We start from the raw sequence: 18,661 nt of genomic DNA, 5'->3' as shown, positions 1-18,661 counted from the left end.
TCGAGACAGGATATCCGGCGGACTACCTTTGCCAGGCAGAGCGACACCGGGAACATTTTGATATGCCTATCTTTTGAAAAAACGCGGCTTAAAGCCGGTTAAGACTTACCATAAACTTTGAAATAAGCTAATTTCATATTTAAAATAAGTTGATTAAGCCGGCCTTAAACGAAACAGAAGCAAGCTGGACTTTATTTTAAGGACAGAGTTTCAACTCGGCCTTTCAACTCGAAATTAAGCTTATCTTCTTTTGCCAACCAACCGATAGCTCTTTGCACATCATTTATGCTAAGCCCGGTTTCGTTTTTAATTTTATTGACACTGGACTCGCCCTGAGTATCCAGAAATTGCCAGACTATTCCAGCAGATTCACCAATTGCATCTATCATTTCATCTCCTCATATTTACGTAAAAAAACTGACATTCATAGGTGATTTGGCTGATTCTTGATGAAAAAGCTACTTAGTTATGATGTTGCAAATCTATCATGTTCGCTTAACGCCCATCAGGCAAAATAATATTGAGTTCCAATGTTTCCTGGTTGCCTTCCTGTTCAAAATTGACTGAAATGGCATCGTCACTAACATTGACATATTTACGGATTACCGCCAAGAGCTCCTGCTGTAATTTTGGTAAATAGGATGGCTGATTGCGGCTTGAACGTTCATGGGCTACCAGGATTTGCAAACGCTCCTTTGCTAACGAGGCAGTGTTAGGTTTGGACGATCTAAAATAATCCAAGAGACTCATTATTTACTCCCGAACAACTTACTGAATAATCCTTTTTTCTCCTCTTCAACAAAACGATGCGGTTTATTATCGCCAAGATAGCGGGCGACGATGTCGGCATACGCTTGTCCGGCATCACTTTGTTCATCCAAAATGACGGGAACCCCTGAATTTGATGCATTGAGAACTGATTTTGATTCTGGAATTACCCCCAATAAATGCAGCGATAAAATTTCCTGAACATCATCAACACTTAACATTTCACCCAATTTAACCCGCTCTGGTGAGTAACGAGACAGCAACAAATATTCTTTAATTGGCTCTTCACCTTTTTCAGCGCGCCGTGATTTACTGGATAAGATACCCAACATTCTATCGGAATCACGCACTGACGAAACTTCGGGATTGGTGACGACAAAAGCATCATCGGCAAAATACATGGCCAGCGTGGCACCACGCTCTATACCGGCCGGCGAATCGCAGACGATGTATTTAAAATCTTTGGCCAGTTCTTCCAGGATTTTACCAACCCCTTCAGTTGTCAGAGCATCTTTATCACGGGTTTGCGAAGCCGGCAGAATGAAAAGATTATCACAACGCTTATCTCTGATTAAGGCCTGATTTAATGTGGCTTCGTTGTTGATAACATTAACCAGATCATAAACCACCCTGCGTTCACAGCCCATGATTAAATCCAGATTGCGCAAGCCTACATCAAAATCAATCACAGCGGTTTTATAGCCGCGTTTTGCTAAACCCATTGATATTGCCGCACTGGTCGTGGTCTTACCCACACCACCTTTGCCGGACGTTACTACGATTATTCTGGCCAATGTTATTTCTCCAAGAAAACACTTAAATTTGGTAACTACTCAGTGTGAATTAAAAATGCTGTTTGTAATTCACCCGCCTAAGCTTCGTATGGAGCGACTACAAGTTTCAGCCGATCTACTAACAAGCCAGGATTTCGCTGATTAGCGCTTAAATTTGTTTAATAATCAATTTTTGATTTTCCAAACTGATTTGTAAGGGTATATGCGCTGCATGTTGGCTTAAATCATCACGTAACTGATAAATGCCGGCTATAGAGATTAATTCCGCCTGTAAATCGGAACAAAATATTCTGCTTTCCGTGTTACCCAGTACACCGGCCAAGGCCCGACCACGCAATGAGCCATAGATATGAATATTACCTTCGGCCAGTATTTCGGCACCAGCGCTAACCGTAGCGGTTACAATCAGATCACCTTTGGCATATACTCGCTGCCCGGATCGAATTGGCTGGGTAATGAGTTTGTTCTCGACAGGCGGGTTGTTAATAACCACAGATTGCTGCTCTGGCGCTAACAATTTTTTACTACTTGTTTTCTTCTCGCTCTGGCCTGAACTTTGTGTCGACGCAGTATGTACAGGCAAACTCATGGTTAAGGATTCGGCATTTTGCTTGTCTGTACCACCACGAATACCAATGGGCATGAAATTGTATTCTCGCAGCAAACCAACGATGGCTGCGACAGATAGCTCAAGATTCTGGGAAGTCAGTTTTTGAAAATCGATTAAAACCGGCGAATTTTTAAAAAACTCTGGAGCCTGGGCTATTTTTCCTCGCAGTTGTTGGGAAATCCCCAATAAATCATTATCAGCCAGTATCAAAACCGGGACGCTAAGCGAAGCACTTTTAAACTCGATAGCAGTTCTTGATGGGGAAAATGTGTCCATTGACATTACAATTTTGTAATCGGCTATTGTGTGGCAAATACTATCATTTTCCCGATAAAAAAACACGGGCATTACTGTTTAAGGCCAATGTTTACCAGTTTATGCTAGTTGCAGCATTAGATTTGATGTTTTCCGCTTACTTGGGCGGAATCACGGCAGAATTTGGCGCAATTCCCGATGCCTGACAATAACATTGGCGCTAGCACCCTGCCATTGTTTGCTCAGGGCTTCAACCAGAAACACCGAGCGATGTTGTCCGCCGGTGCAGCCAATGGCTATGGTTAAATAGCTGCGGTTGTCTGCTTGAAAATGGGGCGCCCAATGGCTAATGAAATGACCGATATCCTGTAAAAACGCCATGACGGTCTGTTCGTTTTGCAGAAAGTCCATGACTTGGCTATCTTTACCGGTTAAGCCTCTTAACTCCGGCAGCCAATAGGGATTTGGCAGGCTACGGGCATCGAAAACAAAGTCGGCATCCAGAGGGATGCCAAATTTATAGCCAAAAGACAGAAACTGGATGGACATGGCACTTTTGTCAGTTTCTCCAATCTTGTTTTTTACCATTTCCCGCAATTGATGATATTGGGTATAACTGGTATCAATCACAATATCCGCGCAGCCTGCCAGAGGTCGTAAAATTTCACGCTCTATATCCAGCGCTTCGCGTAGCGATCTGTTTTCGGTGGTCAGGGGATGGCGGCGGCGGGTTTCGCTATAACGCTTAAGAATGGTGCCTTCTTCGGCTTCCATATAAATGACTTGGCAATCTATGCCGTTACGGCGAATAAATTCTAAGTCGGTCGGGAAGTCCTGAAGTTTATCGGATCGGTTTCTGGCATCAATGCCGATTGCGGTTTTGTTATAAGTAACTTTATCCTTGAGCATGACATGATCGATAAAGTCTTCCAGCAGCAGTACCGGCAAATTATCTATGCAGTAATAACCGCAATCCTCCAAAGTACCGAGTGCGATACTTTTGCCGGAACCAGACAATCCGCTGACTATAACCAGTTTCATAATGTTGGCGATACAAGATTATGCTGATTATCTTGTATCGCCTGACTCCGATTAACGGTGGTTTTGATTTTTTTCTTTAAATTTGACGATTTGTCTGTCTAATTTATCGACCATATTATCAATTGCGACATACATATCGGCCTGCACATCTTCCGCAAACAGTTTTGCGCCACTAATCTGTACGGTTGCTTCGGCTTTTTGTTCCAGCTTTTCCACAGTTAAAATGACATGAATATCCACAACATTATCGAAATGGCGTTTTAAAATACCAATTTTGTCTTCGATATGTGATTTCAATGAATCGGTGACTTCGACATGATGGCCTGTGATACTAATTTGCATGGAATTACTCCTCCTGTTCTAAAAATTTGCTTCCAGATCGGGTTAAATAAGCCTTTTCCGTTGGCTGGTAGACGGGATTGACATCGCCTCGCGATATTTTGCAATGGTGCGGCGTGCGACATTAATGCCTTTTTCGTTCAATAAGTCGGATATTTTACTATCGCTTAATGGTTTGGCTGGATTCTCGTTTCCGACCAACTCTTTTATGAGTGCTCTGATGGCAGTTGCCGAGCACTCGCCTCCTCCGTCGGTACTGACATGACTGGAGAAAAAATATTTGAATTCGATGACACCACGCGGGGTATGCATGTATTTTTGGGTAGTAACCCTGGAAATGGTTGATTCGTGCAATTCCAGTTCTTCGGCGATATCCCTGAGTACCATAGGCTTCATGGCGATGGCACCATGTTCGAAAAAATCACCTTGCTTTTCAACAATGCTTTTGGCAACTCGCAACAGTGTGTCGTTGCGGCTGTGCAGGCTTTTGATAAACCAGCGCGCCTCCTGCAAATGATTTTTCATACTGAGATTATCCTGACTGCTGTCGGCACGTTTTATCATTGCTGAATAAAGCGGGTTGACGCGCAGTTTTGGAGCAATATCCGGATTCAGGCTGACTATCCACTGGTCTTTGATTTTGGAGACGAACACATCGGGCACTACATATTCAACATCGGCTTCCTGTAATTTGGCTGCCGGCTTGGGTTGCAAGGTACGTATCAGCGCCAGTAAGCCTTTCAGTTGATCCTCAGTTAATCCCACCCGCTTCATTAATCTGGCTTGATCGCAGCTTGCCAACAGATCAAGATGATGCCGGACAAAATCAATAGCTTCGAGTCTATAGGGCGTGGTGTCGGGTAATTGCTGCAATTGCAAGCCTAGGCAGTCGGCCAAATCCAGAGCTGCCACGCCAACTGGGTCAAAATTCTGTACCATATGCAATACAGCCAGTACTTCGTCTTTTTCCAGACCATCCAGCTGTTGTTGCAAGCCCTGGAAAATATCGTTCAGATCACTGGAGACATAACCATCGTTATTGACCGCATCGATGATTGCCACGGCAATTGCATAATCGCGGTCAGATATCGGCAGCATTTCCAATTGCCAGATTAAATGGTCGCGTACGGTTTCGGCATTGCCGCGAAATGTTTCGAATTCAAAGGCTTCACTGCTGCCGTCATCTCCTGCCGGCAAGGAGCTTTCATAAACATCGTCCCAACTGACGTCAACCGGTAACTCATCGGGCATATCGGTCTGCGACCCTTCGCTGGTCACTTGGTCGGTATTGTCGATTTTTTTTTCGCGATAATCGTGGTTTTGCAAGTCTTCGTCATCAAGCTCGAGCATGATGTTGGACTCAAGCGCCTGCTGGATTTCCTGTTGCAGATCCAGGGTGGACATTTGCAGGAGTTTGATGGCCTGCTGCAATTGTGGCGTCATGGTCAGACTTTGACCAATTCGGAGTTGCAGGGATTGTTTCATGACTGAATTGACCTATAAACTAAACTTGTCGCCCAGATAAACCCGGCGCACTTCTTCATTATCGACAAGCTGCTGTGACTGGCCCTCGGCGATAACTTTACCACCGTTCAGGATGTAAGCACGATCACAAATTTCCAAGGTTTCCCTAACTTTATGTTCGGTAATCAAAATACCGATACCCCGCTGTTTTAAGTGAGCAATAATTTTTTGCAGTTCCAGCACAGATATAGGATCTACGCCGGCAAATGGTTCATCAAGCAATATAAATTGGGGGTCGGAAGCCAAAGCTCTGGCAATTTCCACACGCCGACGCTCTCCTCCCGACAGGCCTAAAGCGGTTTGCCGGCGTAAATGACTGATGCCAAATTCATCCAGCAAGTCATCAATGATCAGCTCAATCTGACCATTGGTCAAATCATCACGAATTTGTAATACCGCGCGCAGATTATCCTCTACACTCAGTTTGCGAAAAACTGAGGCTTCCTGGGCCAAGTAGCCGATACCCAAACGCGCCCGTCTATGCATGGGATAAAGGGTGATGCGCTGATCATCGAGGAATATTTCACCACTATCTGCCCGCACCAATCCTACCAGCATATAGAAGCTGGTGGTCTTACCTGCACCATTTGGGCCAAGCAAGCCAACCACTTCGCCGGTTTTGACTTCCAGACTGACACCATTGACCACATTACGCTTGTTATAGCTTTTATACAGGTTTTCCGACACTAATCGTGCCATATCATTCCGCCTTCCGTGATTGCTGTTTGGGTTTAATAACAGAATGAACCCGTTTGCTGTCTGAGGCGGTTTCACCAGCTTTCAATAGCGAATTCTTGGTATCGTATTCAATATATTCGCTGGATTGTTTGGCGTCACCTTGCCAAACCGAAGCGTTTTGCATAAAAATCAACAAGTTTTTATCGGGATAGAACTCGTTAATCAATCCCTCGCCATAGATTTCTTCTTTGCCGACTGCCGGCAATTGCTTGAATTTAGACGGTGTTCCGGTTGCCACCAGCTTAGTGATATTACCGTCCTTCATATAAACAACCAATTTTTCAGCATCGATGCGAATACTACCCTGGGTAGCAAACACATTACCGGTATAGGTACTGGTTTGCTGCTTTTCATCGTAATAGGCTTTATTTGAATCAATATAGATAGGCTGTTCCGAGTCGGTCTCGAGCGCTGACACGGCGCTGCAAAATAACAGCAAAAAACAGCTTATAATTTTAGTTAAGCTCATAACGTCCTTTGACCTTGGCTAACAAATTCAGGTTAATAGGACTTACAAAAGTCACTTCCATACCGGTACCCGAAGTCTGATTCGGCGGGCTAATAATTTCGGCCCAAGCTTGGGTTTCAGCATAATTCCGGTCCAACTTGACCTGCAAATCGGCGGTATGGATAGTCAAGGCGCTATTCCGCGCGGAAACTTCACGACTGATCAAAGTCTGACCGTTCAATTTCAGGTTATCGCCATCGGCTGCCAAGACTGCTGTTTCGGATTTAATCAGCCAAGGCGATTGACCGGTACGGTTGTATAGAGTCATAACCGGTTTTTCTAAATATGTTGCACCATCAGTTTTTTGGTGCTGCATTTTATCCGCATACAACTGATTTTTTGGTAAGCCTTCACTATCCATTTGTTTTTTATAATATCCGGAACTAAAAAAATCCAGGTTATTTTCTGCAATTTTCATTTCTACGTCACGTTCTTGGTTCCAACGCACTAAGCCCCAGGATAATAGTGCCACTATTATCAGGCCCAGATAAAGCTTAAGTTCTTGCCAAACCATCATAGATAAGCTTGCAGCACCGTTTCGAAATTACCTTGCACTTGCATGATCAGATCACATACTTCGCGTACTGCACCTTGACCACCACCTGTTTTTGTACACCAATCGGCATAGTGCTTGACGGCAAAATTAGCATCTTGCACCGCTACGGCAAAACCAACCTGATTCATGACTGGCAAATCCAGCAAATCATCACCGACATGTGCGGCTTGCTCGGGCTTTAATTGCAGTTTACCTAATATTTCCGCCAAGGCTAGCCGTTTGTCTTCATGCCCCTGATAGACATGCTTAATGCCCAAATGTTGCATACGCACAGCAACAGATGCCGATTTTCGTCCGGAAATGACAGCAATTTCCACTCCGGTTTGCATCAATAATTTTAGGCCATGCCCATCGCGGGCATGAAAGCTTTTGTATTCATTACCCTGATTATCGAAAAACAGCCGGCCATCGGTGAGAACGCCGTCAACATCGAGAATCAACAATTTCAATTGTCTGATTTTATTTATTTGTTCAGGAGTCAAATCAAACATTATAAAACAAGCCTGTTAAACAATACCGGCACGAACCAAATCGTGCATATTTAAAGCCCCCTGCAAACATTGTTGTTCATCAACAATCAGCAAGGCATTAATTTTTTTGGTTTCCATGATTTGCATGGCTTCTGCGGCCAGAATTTCGGCACTGATAACGCTGCAGCCGCGGGTCATGACTTGATCAAGACTGGTACTGTGAACATTGAGATTTTTCTCCAGCATCCGGCGCAAATCACCATCAGTAAAAATACCCACCACTTTATTTTCCGGATCAACCACGGCTGTCATGCCTAGTTTTTTATCGGTCATTTCCAGCAGAGCCTGACTCACCAGAGCATCCTGGCTAACTACCGGGATGGCGGAGCCGCTATGCATGACATCGGCCACTTTCAGCAATAAGCGCCGCCCCAGACTTCCACCGGGATGAGACAACGCAAAGTCATCACGGCTAAAGCCTTTGGTTTGCAACAGCGAAACGGCCAGCGCATCCCCCATGACCAAAGCAGCCGTACTGCTGGATGTCGGCGCCAAACCCAAAGGGCAGGCTTCTTGGGCCACGGCAACGTTAATATGTACCGTGGCAAATTTTGCCAAACTTGAGGATGGGTTGCCGGTCATGGCTATCAAGGGCACTCCCAGGCGTTTGATAATCGGCAAAATTATTATAATTTCTTCAGTTTCCCCGGAATTGGACAAGGCCAATACCACATCCTGGCGGGTAATCATGCCTAAATCGCCATGACTGGCTTCGCCGGCATGGACAAAAAAAGCCGGGGTCCCGGTACTGGCCAAAGTAGCGGCGATTTTACCGGCAATATGCCCGGATTTACCCATGCCGGTGACAACTACCCGACCTTTACAAGCCAGCATTAAACGACAGGCACTGACAAACTCGGCATTGATCTGCTCAGCCAGCGCTGCTACCGCTTGCGCTTCGGTCTGTATCACAGCCAACGCCAATAAGCGAATTTCTTGATCACACTCCACTTTCGCTACTGCCCTGCATGTAAGGAAATAAAAAGTACACATTATTGCATGTTATTACCGATCTTTTCACCTTGAGTCATTGACTTATTCTAAGCGCCTCATACAAAATAGCCTGTTTGAAACTAAATAATCCTAAAAATTCCAGCAGATGCCTAAAAGTGCAAATCCAGACTCTAATATTGTCAGTGTTGAAAAGCTGAGCTTTTCCAGAGGTTCCAGAAAAATTTTTGACGATATCAGTCTGAACATCCCTCGCGGTAAAATTACCGCCATCATGGGCCCTAGCGGCACAGGCAAAACCACACTTTTAAAATTGATAGGCGGTCAACTTTATCCCGACCAGGGCCGCATTCATTTTGATGGTAAAAACGTGCATAAGCTGAACACCACCGAGTTATATACTTTGCGTAAACGCATGGGTATGTTGTTTCAAACCGGTGCTCTGCTAACCGATATGGATGTTTTTGAAAACGTGGCATTCCCTCTGCGCGAACATACACAGCTGCCGGAATCCATGATCCGGACCCTGGTACTGATGAAGCTGCAAGCGGTAGGTTTACGCGGGGCACGCGGCTTGATGCCGAACGAACTTTCCGGAGGCATGGCCAGACGAGCGGCCCTGGCCCGAGCGATTGTGCTTGATCCGTTGATGATTATGTATGATGAACCTTTTACCGGCCAGGACCCGATTTCCATGGGGGTGTTGGTACATCTGATCAAAGCCTTGAACAGTACCCTGGGATTAACCAGCATTATTGTCTCGCACGATGTTGCGGAGACTGCCGCGATTGCCGATTACATTTACGTGCTTTCAGAGGGTAAAATTATCGGTCAGGGCAGTCCCGAGCAATTGCAAAAATCGGACTCCCCGTGGGTACAGCAATTTTTAAACGGTTATGCGGATGGCCCGGTGCATTTCCATTATCCAGCCAATAATTATTTTGATGATTTATTAGCGGCCACTTAACCTACACCGGCTTTGATATGCTTGAATTTTTTGAAAACCTGGGCAAAACCACACGCACTAGTTTTACCAAACTAGGCCGCGGCAGTTTTTTCCTGATCCACACATTGGCGGGCATTAGCTATGTTTTACCGCGCCCTAGCCTGTTTGTTAAGCAAATGTACTCGGTGGGGGTACTGTCATTTTTGATCATCAGCATCTCCGGACTTTTTGTCGGGATGGTGCTGGGCCTGCAAGGCTTTTATATTCTGTCGGATTTTGGCGCTGAAGAATCCTTGGGCGTGATGGTTGCCGCCTCACTGGTACGGGAACTTGGCCCGGTAGTGGCTGCGATTTTATTTGCCGGTCGGGCCGGTTCGGCATTGACGGCAGAAATTGGTTTGATGAAAGCCACCGAACAATTGTCGGGCATGGAAATGATGGCGGTCGATCCGATTAAACGCATTATTTCGCCGCGCTTTCTGGCTGGTTTTATTTCCACCCCGCTTTTGGCTGCATTATTCAGCGCTATTGGCGTCATGGGCGGTTATATGGTGGGGGTGGGCATGCTGGGTGTTGATGACGGTGCGTTTTGGGCGCAAATGCAATCCAGCATCGATTTTCAGGAGGACATTCTCAACGGGGTGATTAAAAGCGTGGTGTTCGGCTTTATTGTGTCGTGGATTGCCCTGTTTGAGGGCTATGATGCCGTTCCAACTTCAGAAGGTGTCAGCCGCTCCACCACCCGCACCGTTGTCAACTCTGCTTTTGCCATCTTGGGCATTGATTTTATTCTAACCGCACTCATGTTTGGAGATATTTAACATGCAGCACTCAAAGACACAGGACACACTGGTTGGTCTGTTTGTCGCCAGCGGCATCGCCGCTTTGTTTTACATGGCCTTACAAGTCAGCAATCTGGGCAATTACACCGGCAGCGCCAGTTATACGGTAACGGCCCGATTTCAAAACTCTGGCGGCTTGAAAGTAAAATCACCGGTATCGGTTGCCGGCGTGCGGATAGGCAGGGTGTCTGCCATCACCCTGGACAAAGAAAGCCATGAATCTTTGGTGGAAATGCATATTGACGCCAAATACGATAATCTGCCTGACGATTCCGGCGCCAGCATTTATACCGCCGGTCTGTTGGGTGAGCAATACATCAGTATTGATCCCGGCCCAGGTTTGTCCGGCGCATTTCTAAAAAACAACAGTAAAATTGAAAATGTCAGTTCCGCCATTATTCTGGAAGAAATGATAGGCAAGTTTCTCTTGAATAAAGCTGACGAGAAATAATGTCCACATTAAAACTAATCAAGCAAACTCCCGGTTACTATGTCGTAAAAGGCCAGCTAACTTTTGCCGCTATCGACAGACAAACCAGTAAAGCCCTAAAGTTTCAACCGGGACAGGATAAAATCTGCATTGATCTGGCCGCAGTTACCGCTACCGATAGCGCCGGTCTGGCTTTGATGATCGAATGGATCAAACTGAGCCGGATTAACCAGTCAAGATTGCGTTTCAAGAATATTCCAGAACAGATTCTCGCGCTTGCCAAACTTAGCAGTTTAGACAAAAACGAATATTTTGCCAGCGATGCCTAGCATAACGCTTGCCTTAGCCTTTATAACAACCTATACATCTCATGGATAAATTACTGATTACCGGCGGCCAACCTCTTTGCGGAGAACTCCGCATTTCCGGCGCCAAAAATGCAGCACTGCCAATTCTGGCCGCCACCCTGCTGTCCGACACACCGGTCAGCATCGGCAATATTCCGCATTTGCATGACATTACCACCACTCTGGAATTACTGGGACAAATGGGAGTGGGTCTGATGGTCGATGAAAAAATGAATATCGAAGTCGACTCAAACAGCATTAACCGCTATGAAGCGCCTTATGAACTGGTAAAAACCATGCGTGCCTCCATTCTGGTGCTGGGTCCTTTGCTGGCTCGTTTTGGTGAAGCTCATGTCTCCCTGCCGGGCGGCTGCGCGATAGGTACACGTCCGGTTGATATTCATATCGACTCTCTGATCAAGATGGGTGCTGATATCCAGGTTGAAGCCGGCTATATTCATGCTACCGCAAAAAGATTACAAGGCTGTCATCTGGTGCTGGATAAAATTACCGTTACCGGTACCGAAAATATTTTGATGGCGGCGACCTTAGCCAAAGGCATTACCATTATTGAGAATGCCGCCAAGGAGCCTGAAGTAACTGATTTGGCGAATTTTCTGAATAAAATGGGCGCCAAGATTTCGGGTATCGGTACTGATATTCTGGAAGTTGAAGGCGTGGAGAAATTAGGCACACCAGGATTGCATTATGAAATCCTGCCGGATCGAATTGAAACCGGGACTTATCTGGTTGCCGGCGCCATCAGCCGGGGCCGGGTGAAATTAAAAAACACCGACCCGCATATTCTTGACGCTGTGCTGGTCAAATTACGCGAAGCGGGAGCCGATATCACGACTGGTGAAAACTGGATAGAACTGGACATGCACGGCAAACGCCCCAAAGCCGTCACCATCCGCACTGCGCCTTATCCGGCTTTTCCGACAGATATGCAGGCCCAGTTTACGGCTTTGAATTCAGTGGCAGACGGTATAGGCCTGATTACCGAAACCGTGTTTGAAAACCGGTTTATGCATGTTCAGGAATTGCAGCGCATGGGCGCGCAAATTCGTCTGGAATCGAATACCGCGATCTGCTCGGGTACGGCACAATTGACTGCCGCGCCGGTGATGGCCACCGACTTGCGGGCTTCGGCCAGCCTGGTCTTGGCTGGTCTGGTAGCGGATGGCGAAACCCTGGTAGACCGTATCTATCATATAGACCGCGGTTATGATCATATTGAAGAAAAACTGGCGCAATTGGGTGCCACTATCCGCCGTGTACCGCGCTGAGATCTGACTAATCATGTTGACTATAGCTGTTTCCAAAGGCCGTATTTATGACGAAGCCTTACCTTTACTGGCTGCTGCCGGCATTACGCCGATAGATGACCCGCAAAAAAGCCGCAAGCTGATTTTGCGCACCAGCCGTGATGATGTGCAATTGGTTATTATCCGCGCTACCGATGTACCGACTTTTGTTGAATACGGGGCGGCAGACCTGGGCATAGCCGGTAAAGACGTGTTACTGGAACACGGTGCGGAGAGTCTTTACGAGCCTTTGGATTTAGGCATCGCCGGCTGTCGGCTGATGACGGCGGCGCGGGTTGGTTCGCCGGCCATTTCCGGCCGGGTGCGGGTTGCCACTAAATATGTTAAAACCGCACAGCGTTATTTTGCCGACCTGGGCATACAGGCTGAAATTATCAAGCTGTACGGTTCCATGGAACTGGCTCCCCTGGTGGGGCTAGCCGATTGCATAGTAGATTTGGTGGACACCGGCAATACCCTGAAAGCCAACGGTCTGGAAGCGCGGGATTTGATTATTAATATTACCTCCCGGCTGGTAGTGAATAAGGCGGCGATGAAAATCAAACATCAGGCTATCCAAACCCTGATAGACCAAATTGAACATACTCTAAAGCACAGGTGAGCTGATGTCCCTTGTTACCATGACCCGACTTGACAGCCAGTCAGCCGATTTTCACCAACAGTTGCGGGCCAGGCTGGCCTGGGATGCAAGTGATGATTTGGCGATTCACCAACAGGTTCTGGAAATTATCGGCGCGGTACGTCAACATGGCGATCAGGCCGTGGTGGAATACACCAACCGCTTTGATAAACGCCAGGTCAGCAATGCGGCGGAACTGGAATTACCTCAGGTTGCATTACTGCAAGCCCGCGCCAGCATAGGTTCCGATCAGTTACATGCCCTGGAAACCGCAGCCGAACGGATACGCACTTATGCCCAGCAACAAAAGCTGCAAGCCTGGCAATATACGGAGGACAACGGTAATCAACTGGGCCAAAAAATTACTGCGCTGGACAAGGCCGGACTTTATGTTCCCGGCGGCAAAGCGGCTTATCCGTCTTCGGTGTTAATGAATGCGATTCCGGCCAAGGTGGCTGGAGTCGGCGAACTGGTAATGGTGGTGCCCACCCCCGGCGGCGAAACCAATCCGCTGGTATTGGCGGCCGCCCATATCGCCGGTGTGGATAGAGTTTTCACGATAGGCGGTGCACAGGCGATTGCTGCTCTGGCTTACGGTACTGAAACGATTCCGGGGGTGGATAAAATTGTCGGCCCCGGCAATATTTATGTGGCTACCGCCAAAAAACTGGTGTTTGGTCAGGTCGGTATCGATATGATCGCCGGGCCTTCGGAAATTCTGATCATTTGCGACGGCCTCACCAACCCGGACTGGATTGCCATGGATCTGTTTTCCCAGGCAGAACATGATGAAAATGCTCAGGCTATTTTAATCAGTAACTCTAGTGCATTTCTGGATAGCGTGGAATTGAGCATTAAGCGTTTATTGCCGGAAATGGAGCGAGCCGAGATTATTGCCAATTCGCTGATCCGGCGCGGCGCCTTCATCAAGGTTAACGATTTAAATCAGGCTGCGGAAATAGCCAATCGCATTGCTCCTGAGCATCTGGAATTGTCTGTCGCGGACCCAGAGGCCTTGGCGGCACAAATCCGCAATGCCGGGGCTATCTTTATGGGCCGTTATACTGCCGAGGCATTGGGTGATTATTGTGCCGGGCCCAATCATGTATTACCTACCTCCGGCACAGCCCGCTATTCATCACCACTAGGCGTTTATGATTTTCAAAAACGCAGCAGCCTGATTAATTGTTCGGCTGTGGGGGCCGCAGAATTGGGTAAAATTGCCTCGGTACTGGCTCGCGGCGAAAGCCTGACCGCTCATGCCCGTTCTGCCGAGTATCGCTTGTCCTAATGGTTGCCCAATTTGCTATGACGGAACAACTAAATATATGTGCCTACGTCCAGCTGCATTGGGCGCGATTGATGCGCTTCACTACGTTCAGCACATCCTATAGCCGGAAGTTTGTCTCTACTCCTTACCTGAATGATTTAGTTGCTGATGCCTGATAATTTATCTGCCAAACTTTTCCGACCGGAACTACTGTCCATGTCGGCCTATCATGTCGCTGATGCTGCTAATTACATCAAGCTTGATGCTATGGAAAATCCTTATTCATGGCCGGAATCCATCCAGCAAGCATGGCTGGAAACCCTGAAAACTTGTGCACTGAATCGTTATCCTGATCCGGAAGCCAAAGCGCTGGCCGCTGTTTTACGCTCCAGCAACGCTATTTCTGAACATGCCGGCTTGATACTGGGTAACGGCTCGGATGAAATCATCCAGATACTGCTGATGGCACTGGCCCCTCAGGCCAGTGTACTATCGGTAGAGCCCAGTTTTGTGATGTATAAACAAATCGCCTTAAGCCTGAGTTTGAATTATTGTGGTATACCTTTGCGGGAGGATGACTTTGGCCTGGATCTGCCGGCTATGCTGAACGCCATCACCGCTTTGCAGCCAGCGCTGATTTTTCTGGCTTACCCGAATAATCCCACCGGCAATTTGTTTGATACAGCATCAATTCTGGCTATTTTGGCAGCAGCACCGGGATTGGTAGTGATAGATGAAGCTTATGCGCCGTTTGCCGAGGCCAGTTTTCTGCATTTATTGGCCGAGCTTGATAATCTGCTGGTGATGCGGACTGTATCTAAACTGGGGCTGGCTGGATTACGCCTGGGCTTTCTGGCGGGCAATCCGAAAATATTGACTGAGTTGAACAAAATCCGTCTACCCTACAATATTAATTGCCTCACGCAAAGCACGGCTGAATTTGCCCTAAACTATGGCGAATTTTTGTTGGATCAGACTAAAGATATCTGCCAACAAAGGACTGTTGTGTTTAATGCTCTGCAGGCTATGGATCAGATATACGCCTATCCAAGTGCGGCTAATTTTATTTTGTTTAGAACTTTGGATATATCTGCCGATCAGGTATTCACGGCCCTGAAACAACAAGGCATTTTGATAAAAAATCTATCTAGGCAAGGCGGGGTTTTAACGAATTGCCTGCGAGTCACCATAGGTACAGAATCTGAAAATCTGGCTTTTCTGCAGGCCTTAAAAAACGCATTGAATCAGTAAAAACCCTGAATTTAATAGTTTTGAACGGCGGTATTTTTAAGCATTGAATTTCTCTTTACAGCACCGGGCTTCTATAAATGCCATCAGTAAGGTATATTTGCCCAAAATTATAAAAAATTGATGCACAGTGAAATGCATCAAACTAACACAGGAGCGTTACTCATGAACGAACAAGGCGTCGATAAATCCAAACGCCAATTTCTGACCACTGCGCTATCGGTGGTTGGGGCAGTGGGTACAGGTTATCTAGCCGTACCCTTTCTCTCGCAAATGCGTCCCAGTGCGAAAGCCATGGCTGCCGGAGCACCCGTCGAAGTCGATATCAGCAAAATTGAGCCTGGTCAGTTAATCCGGGCTGCTTGGCGTGGTAAGCCGGTATGGGTACTGAATCGCACCCCGGAAGTACTGGCAACATTGGTGACTCTGGATGCCAAATTGGCTGATCCACAATCCGGCGCGTCCTTGCAACCTGAGACCAGCAAAAATACTTTGCGTTCCATTAAGCCAGAAATTTTTGTAGCAGTTGGGCTTTGTACTCACTTAGGCTGTTCACCCACTTTCCGTCCGGAAATTGCCCCCAACGATTTGGGCGAAGACTGGAAAGGCGGATTTTTTTGTCCTTGCCACGGTTCATGGTTTGACTTGGCCGGCCGGGTCTATCGTGGTGTTCCTGCTCCTACCAATCTTGAGGTTCCGCCCTATCGTTATGTGACGGACACCCTCATTATCATCGGCGAAGAAATCGAGGCTAGCAAGGCATGAAACAAAGAATCAACAATATTTCCGATTGGTTTCTGGAACGCTTCCCGCTTTCCGATCTCTGGAACGATCATATGGCGCACTACTATGCGCCGAAAAATTTTAATATCTGGTATTTTTTCGGTTCACTGGCGCTATTTGTGCTGGTCAACCAATTTGTCACCGGTATTTTATTAACCATGAACTACAAACCGGATGCCAAACTGGCTTTCGATTCTGTGGAATACATCATGCGTGATGTCGATTGGGGCTGGCTGGTGCGTTATATGCACTCTACCGGCGCTTCGGCCTTTTTTATTATTGTTTATCTGCACATGTTCAGAGGCTTGCTGTACGGTTCTTTCAAGCAGCCGCGCGAATTGATCTGGATTTTTGGCATGCTAATCTTTGTCTGCCTGATGGCCGAAGCCTTTATGGGCTATCTGTTGCCGTGGGGCCAAATGTCTTACTGGGGCGCTCAGGTAATCATTTCCCTGTTTAGCGCTATCCCGGTCATCGGCGATGAATTATCGTTATGGGTACGTGGCGATTATGTGGTATCTGATGCCACTTTAAACCGCTTCTTTGCTTTTCACGTTATCGCGGTACCTTTGGTACTGCTGATCCTGGTATTTCTGCACATTGTGGCTTTGCATGAAGTCGGTTCCAATAATCCGGACGGTATCGATATTCATGACAACGTTAACTGGCAGGGCAGACCGCTGGACGGCATTCCTTTTCACCCTTATTACACGGTAAAAGATATCGTTGGGGTGGGAGTATTCATGTTTTTCTTTGCCACGGTGATTTTTTATATGCCGGAGATGGGCGGTTACTTTCTGGAACACGCCAATTTTATCCCGGCTGACCCGTTGAAGACGCCGGAACATATTGCGCCGGTCTGGTACTTCACGCCGTTTTACGCCATTTTGCGGGCTGTTCCTGACAAATTTGCCGGCGTAATTGCCATGGGTGGCGCCATTGTGGTGTTATTCATGCTGCCTTGGCTGGATCGCAGCAAAGTCAAATCTATCCGTTATCGCGGCGGAATGTTCAAAAAAGCCTTACTGCTGTTCGTTATCAGCTTTGTTAGCTTGGGCTATCTGGGCACCCAACCGGCTACCCCGCTGGCTACTACTATGGCCCGGCTGTTTACTGCCGTTTACTTCGGCTTTTTTCTGTTAATGCCGCTGTATACCCGCTGGGAAAAAACCAAGCCTGTACCTGATAGACTAACCGATCAACCTAGCCTGGAAGATCGTATTCCAGCTGTTGTAGCGGTTTTTAACGAAGTAACGACACTGACAGCAGTAAATGCTGGAGGCGCAACTACCTATAAAAGAAGTCCGAATCCGGCAGGCATTAAAGCAGTGCTGTTTCGATTTGCAAAAAAAATAATAGGAAGCCTTGAATAATCATGAAACGAATTCTATCCACTCTTTTATTATTGCTTTCCTGCAGCGCCTATGCCAATAGTGGTGGCATTGAGCTTGAGGAGGCCGATATCAATCTGTCTGACACCCTGTCTCTGGAGCGCGGTGCTCAACATTACGTCACTTATTGTCTGGGCTGCCATTCTGCCAAACAAATCCGTTATAAACGGATTGCGTTGGACTTACATCTGGATGAAACGGAAATCCTCAAGAATGTGGCACCTATCGGCGCCGGGATATATGACCAAATGCATTCGGCCATGAATGGTCACGATGCCGAAAAATGGTTTGGTACCACGCCACCCGACTTGTCGTTGATTGCCCGTTCACGGGGTGCTGACTGGCTGTATACTTATCTGAAGGGTTTTTACACTGATAAAAGCAAGCCGACCGGCGTGAATAATTCGGTATTCAAAGACGTGGCTATGCCTAATGTGTTCTGGCAGCAGCAAGGTACCCAAGTGGCGGTGATCAAAAATATTGATGGCCAGGATGTGCTGACTGACTTGCATCTGGAACAGCCCGGACAATTATCGCCCAAGGAATTCGACAAAATGGTGAATGACTTGGTGAACTTTCTGGTTTATGTGGGTGAGCCGGTGCAACTGGAAAGACAGAGCATGGGCAAATATGTGCTGTTTTTTATCCTGATGTTCATTGCGGTCGGCTACTTGCTGAAAAAAGAATACTGGAAAGACGTACACTAAGCATTTACGGCGGAACAAGCCACCTTGTTCCGCCTTCCTCAGCCTGCTGTTTTCGGTCTCTCGCTTCCCCCAAATCCACGTTTAACCGTGATACAATTCGAGTCGAAACAAACCCCGTTACTCAAAGAGGTTATTC

At 47.0% G+C, this 18,661-nt stretch carries 23 protein-coding genes; 11 read left to right on the top strand and 12 right to left on the bottom strand.

Going from position 1 to position 18,661, the window contains the following annotated elements:
- Positions 1-191 precede the first annotated feature (191 nt).
- The 12 genes from KEF85_RS01405 to KEF85_RS01350 form a co-directional block, all read right to left on the bottom strand.
- Positions 192-389 carry a winged helix-turn-helix domain-containing protein gene (locus KEF85_RS01405; RefSeq protein ID WP_215582878.1) on the bottom strand — a complete coding sequence of 66 codons (198 nt, stop codon included), beginning with the start codon at positions 387-389 and terminating at the stop codon, positions 192-194.
- Between the two features lie 106 nt (positions 390-495).
- Entirely contained in the window at positions 496-750 is a 255-nt protein-coding gene (gene minE / locus KEF85_RS01400; RefSeq protein WP_215582876.1) for a cell division topological specificity factor MinE, read from the bottom strand.
- Entirely contained in the window at positions 750-1,562 is an 813-nt protein-coding gene (gene minD, locus KEF85_RS01395) for a septum site-determining protein MinD (RefSeq protein ID WP_215582872.1), read from the bottom strand. The genes minE and minD overlap by 1 nt, the downstream gene beginning before the upstream one ends.
- 148 nt (positions 1,563-1,710) lie before the next feature.
- Complete coding sequence (gene minC / locus KEF85_RS01390) at positions 1,711-2,448, bottom strand: septum site-determining protein MinC (protein ID WP_215582871.1); 738 nt, start codon at positions 2,446-2,448, stop codon at positions 1,711-1,713.
- Between the two features lie 150 nt (positions 2,449-2,598).
- On the bottom strand, positions 2,599-3,468 hold the full coding sequence (rapZ, locus tag KEF85_RS01385; RefSeq protein WP_215582869.1) for an RNase adapter RapZ: 870 nt from the start codon (positions 3,466-3,468) through the stop codon (positions 2,599-2,601).
- 51 nt (positions 3,469-3,519) lie between these two features.
- A complete protein-coding gene (gene hpf, locus KEF85_RS01380; RefSeq protein WP_215582867.1) occupies positions 3,520-3,810 on the bottom strand; it encodes a ribosome hibernation-promoting factor, HPF/YfiA family in 291 nt (96 codons plus the stop codon).
- 42 nt (positions 3,811-3,852) lie between these two features.
- Positions 3,853-5,292 carry an RNA polymerase factor sigma-54 gene (locus tag KEF85_RS01375; protein ID WP_215582866.1) on the bottom strand — a complete coding sequence of 480 codons (1,440 nt, stop codon included), beginning with the start codon at positions 5,290-5,292 and terminating at the stop codon, positions 3,853-3,855.
- Between the two features lie 12 nt (positions 5,293-5,304).
- Entirely contained in the window at positions 5,305-6,030 is a 726-nt protein-coding gene (gene lptB, locus KEF85_RS01370; RefSeq protein WP_215582865.1) for an LPS export ABC transporter ATP-binding protein, read from the bottom strand.
- A 1-nt stretch (position 6,031) separates the two neighbouring features.
- Positions 6,032-6,487: a lipopolysaccharide transport periplasmic protein LptA gene (lptA, locus tag KEF85_RS01365; protein ID WP_246535010.1), complete on the bottom strand. Its 456-nt coding sequence runs from the start codon at positions 6,485-6,487 to the stop codon at positions 6,032-6,034.
- Between the two features lie 37 nt (positions 6,488-6,524).
- Positions 6,525-7,094, bottom strand: coding sequence for an LPS export ABC transporter periplasmic protein LptC (gene lptC / locus KEF85_RS01360; RefSeq protein WP_215582858.1), 570 nt, complete (start codon positions 7,092-7,094; stop codon positions 6,525-6,527).
- Entirely contained in the window at positions 7,091-7,624 is a 534-nt protein-coding gene (kdsC, locus tag KEF85_RS01355; RefSeq protein WP_215582856.1) for a 3-deoxy-manno-octulosonate-8-phosphatase KdsC, read from the bottom strand. Before kdsC ends, lptC begins: the two co-directional genes overlap by 4 nt.
- Before the next feature lie 15 nt (positions 7,625-7,639).
- Complete coding sequence (locus KEF85_RS01350; protein WP_246535009.1) at positions 7,640-8,614, bottom strand: KpsF/GutQ family sugar-phosphate isomerase; 975 nt, start codon at positions 8,612-8,614, stop codon at positions 7,640-7,642.
- 148 nt (positions 8,615-8,762) lie between these two features.
- On the opposite strand from KEF85_RS01350, the gene KEF85_RS01345 reads away from it, so the two are divergent.
- The 11 genes from KEF85_RS01345 to KEF85_RS01295 all read left to right on the top strand — a co-directional run bounded on the left by KEF85_RS01345 (position 8,763) and on the right by KEF85_RS01295 (position 18,525).
- Complete coding sequence (locus KEF85_RS01345) at positions 8,763-9,581, top strand: ATP-binding cassette domain-containing protein (protein WP_215582848.1); 819 nt, start codon at positions 8,763-8,765, stop codon at positions 9,579-9,581.
- 17 nt (positions 9,582-9,598) lie between these two features.
- Positions 9,599-10,381 (top strand): lipid asymmetry maintenance ABC transporter permease subunit MlaE, encoded by a 783-nt coding sequence (gene mlaE / locus KEF85_RS01340; RefSeq protein ID WP_215582843.1) that lies wholly within the window; start codon positions 9,599-9,601, stop codon positions 10,379-10,381.
- A gap of 1 nt (position 10,382) precedes the next feature.
- Positions 10,383-10,853: an outer membrane lipid asymmetry maintenance protein MlaD gene (gene mlaD, locus KEF85_RS01335; RefSeq protein ID WP_215582840.1), complete on the top strand. Its 471-nt coding sequence runs from the start codon at positions 10,383-10,385 to the stop codon at positions 10,851-10,853.
- A complete protein-coding gene (locus KEF85_RS01330; RefSeq protein ID WP_215582838.1) occupies positions 10,853-11,161 on the top strand; it encodes an STAS domain-containing protein in 309 nt (102 codons plus the stop codon). Before mlaD ends, KEF85_RS01330 begins: the two co-directional genes overlap by 1 nt.
- A 41-nt stretch (positions 11,162-11,202) precedes the next feature.
- Positions 11,203-12,468, top strand: a complete 1,266-nt coding sequence (murA, locus tag KEF85_RS01325) for a UDP-N-acetylglucosamine 1-carboxyvinyltransferase (RefSeq protein ID WP_215582836.1) — start codon at positions 11,203-11,205, stop codon at positions 12,466-12,468.
- Between the two features lie 13 nt (positions 12,469-12,481).
- A complete protein-coding gene (hisG, locus tag KEF85_RS01320; RefSeq protein WP_215582833.1) occupies positions 12,482-13,108 on the top strand; it encodes an ATP phosphoribosyltransferase in 627 nt (208 codons plus the stop codon).
- A 4-nt stretch (positions 13,109-13,112) separates the two neighbouring features.
- Positions 13,113-14,417 (top strand): histidinol dehydrogenase, encoded by a 1,305-nt coding sequence (gene hisD, locus KEF85_RS01315; RefSeq protein WP_215582829.1) that lies wholly within the window; start codon positions 13,113-13,115, stop codon positions 14,415-14,417.
- Positions 14,418-14,564: 147 nt separating this feature from the next.
- Positions 14,565-15,647, top strand: coding sequence for a histidinol-phosphate transaminase (gene hisC / locus KEF85_RS01310; RefSeq protein ID WP_215582827.1), 1,083 nt, complete (start codon positions 14,565-14,567; stop codon positions 15,645-15,647).
- Between the two features lie 162 nt (positions 15,648-15,809).
- Positions 15,810-16,409, top strand: coding sequence for a ubiquinol-cytochrome c reductase iron-sulfur subunit (gene petA, locus KEF85_RS01305; RefSeq protein WP_215582825.1), 600 nt, complete (start codon positions 15,810-15,812; stop codon positions 16,407-16,409).
- Positions 16,406-17,800, top strand: a complete 1,395-nt coding sequence (locus tag KEF85_RS01300) for a cytochrome b (protein WP_215582824.1) — start codon at positions 16,406-16,408, stop codon at positions 17,798-17,800. Before petA ends, KEF85_RS01300 begins: the two co-directional genes overlap by 4 nt.
- Before the next feature lie 2 nt (positions 17,801-17,802).
- On the top strand, positions 17,803-18,525 hold the full coding sequence (locus tag KEF85_RS01295; protein ID WP_215582821.1) for a cytochrome c1: 723 nt from the start codon (positions 17,803-17,805) through the stop codon (positions 18,523-18,525).
- Positions 18,526-18,661: the final 136 nt, after the last annotated feature.

Source organism: Methylomonas paludis (genome assembly GCF_018734325.1).
Lineage (GTDB): Bacteria > Pseudomonadota > Gammaproteobacteria > Methylococcales > Methylomonadaceae > Methylomonas > Methylomonas paludis.
This window is presented reverse-complemented; position numbering and strand designations above follow the sequence as displayed.

What these genes read in the sequence shown, in the direction of transcription:
- KEF85_RS01405 (WP_215582878.1), bottom strand. Translation starts at nt 389, where the DNA reads ATGATAGATGCAATTGGTGAATCTGCTGGAATAGTCTGGCAATTTCTG.
- minE (WP_215582876.1), bottom strand. Translation starts at nt 750, where the DNA reads ATGAGTCTCTTGGATTATTTTAGATCGTCCAAACCTAACACTGCCTCG.
- minC (WP_215582871.1), bottom strand. Translation starts at nt 2,448, where the DNA reads ATGGACACATTTTCCCCATCAAGAACTGCTATCGAGTTTAAAAGTGCT.
- rapZ (WP_215582869.1), bottom strand. Translation starts at nt 3,468, where the DNA reads ATGAAACTGGTTATAGTCAGCGGATTGTCTGGTTCCGGCAAAAGTATC.
- hpf (WP_215582867.1), bottom strand. Translation starts at nt 3,810, where the DNA reads ATGCAAATTAGTATCACAGGCCATCATGTCGAAGTCACCGATTCATTG.
- KEF85_RS01375 (WP_215582866.1), bottom strand. Translation starts at nt 5,292, where the DNA reads ATGAAACAATCCCTGCAACTCCGAATTGGTCAAAGTCTGACCATGACG.
- lptB (WP_215582865.1), bottom strand. Translation starts at nt 6,030, where the DNA reads ATGGCACGATTAGTGTCGGAAAACCTGTATAAAAGCTATAACAAGCGT.
- lptC (WP_215582858.1), bottom strand. Translation starts at nt 7,094, where the DNA reads ATGATGGTTTGGCAAGAACTTAAGCTTTATCTGGGCCTGATAATAGTG.
- kdsC (WP_215582856.1), bottom strand. Translation starts at nt 7,624, where the DNA reads ATGTTTGATTTGACTCCTGAACAAATAAATAAAATCAGACAATTGAAA.
- KEF85_RS01345 (WP_215582848.1), top strand. Translation starts at nt 8,763, where the DNA reads ATGCCTAAAAGTGCAAATCCAGACTCTAATATTGTCAGTGTTGAAAAG.
- mlaE (WP_215582843.1), top strand. Translation starts at nt 9,599, where the DNA reads ATGCTTGAATTTTTTGAAAACCTGGGCAAAACCACACGCACTAGTTTT.
- mlaD (WP_215582840.1), top strand. Translation starts at nt 10,383, where the DNA reads ATGCAGCACTCAAAGACACAGGACACACTGGTTGGTCTGTTTGTCGCC.
- KEF85_RS01330 (WP_215582838.1), top strand. Translation starts at nt 10,853, where the DNA reads ATGTCCACATTAAAACTAATCAAGCAAACTCCCGGTTACTATGTCGTA.
- murA (WP_215582836.1), top strand. Translation starts at nt 11,203, where the DNA reads ATGGATAAATTACTGATTACCGGCGGCCAACCTCTTTGCGGAGAACTC.
- hisG (WP_215582833.1), top strand. Translation starts at nt 12,482, where the DNA reads ATGTTGACTATAGCTGTTTCCAAAGGCCGTATTTATGACGAAGCCTTA.
- hisD (WP_215582829.1), top strand. Translation starts at nt 13,113, where the DNA reads ATGTCCCTTGTTACCATGACCCGACTTGACAGCCAGTCAGCCGATTTT.
- hisC (WP_215582827.1), top strand. Translation starts at nt 14,565, where the DNA reads ATGCCTGATAATTTATCTGCCAAACTTTTCCGACCGGAACTACTGTCC.
- petA (WP_215582825.1), top strand. Translation starts at nt 15,810, where the DNA reads ATGAACGAACAAGGCGTCGATAAATCCAAACGCCAATTTCTGACCACT.
- KEF85_RS01300 (WP_215582824.1), top strand. Translation starts at nt 16,406, where the DNA reads ATGAAACAAAGAATCAACAATATTTCCGATTGGTTTCTGGAACGCTTC.
- KEF85_RS01295 (WP_215582821.1), top strand. Translation starts at nt 17,803, where the DNA reads ATGAAACGAATTCTATCCACTCTTTTATTATTGCTTTCCTGCAGCGCC.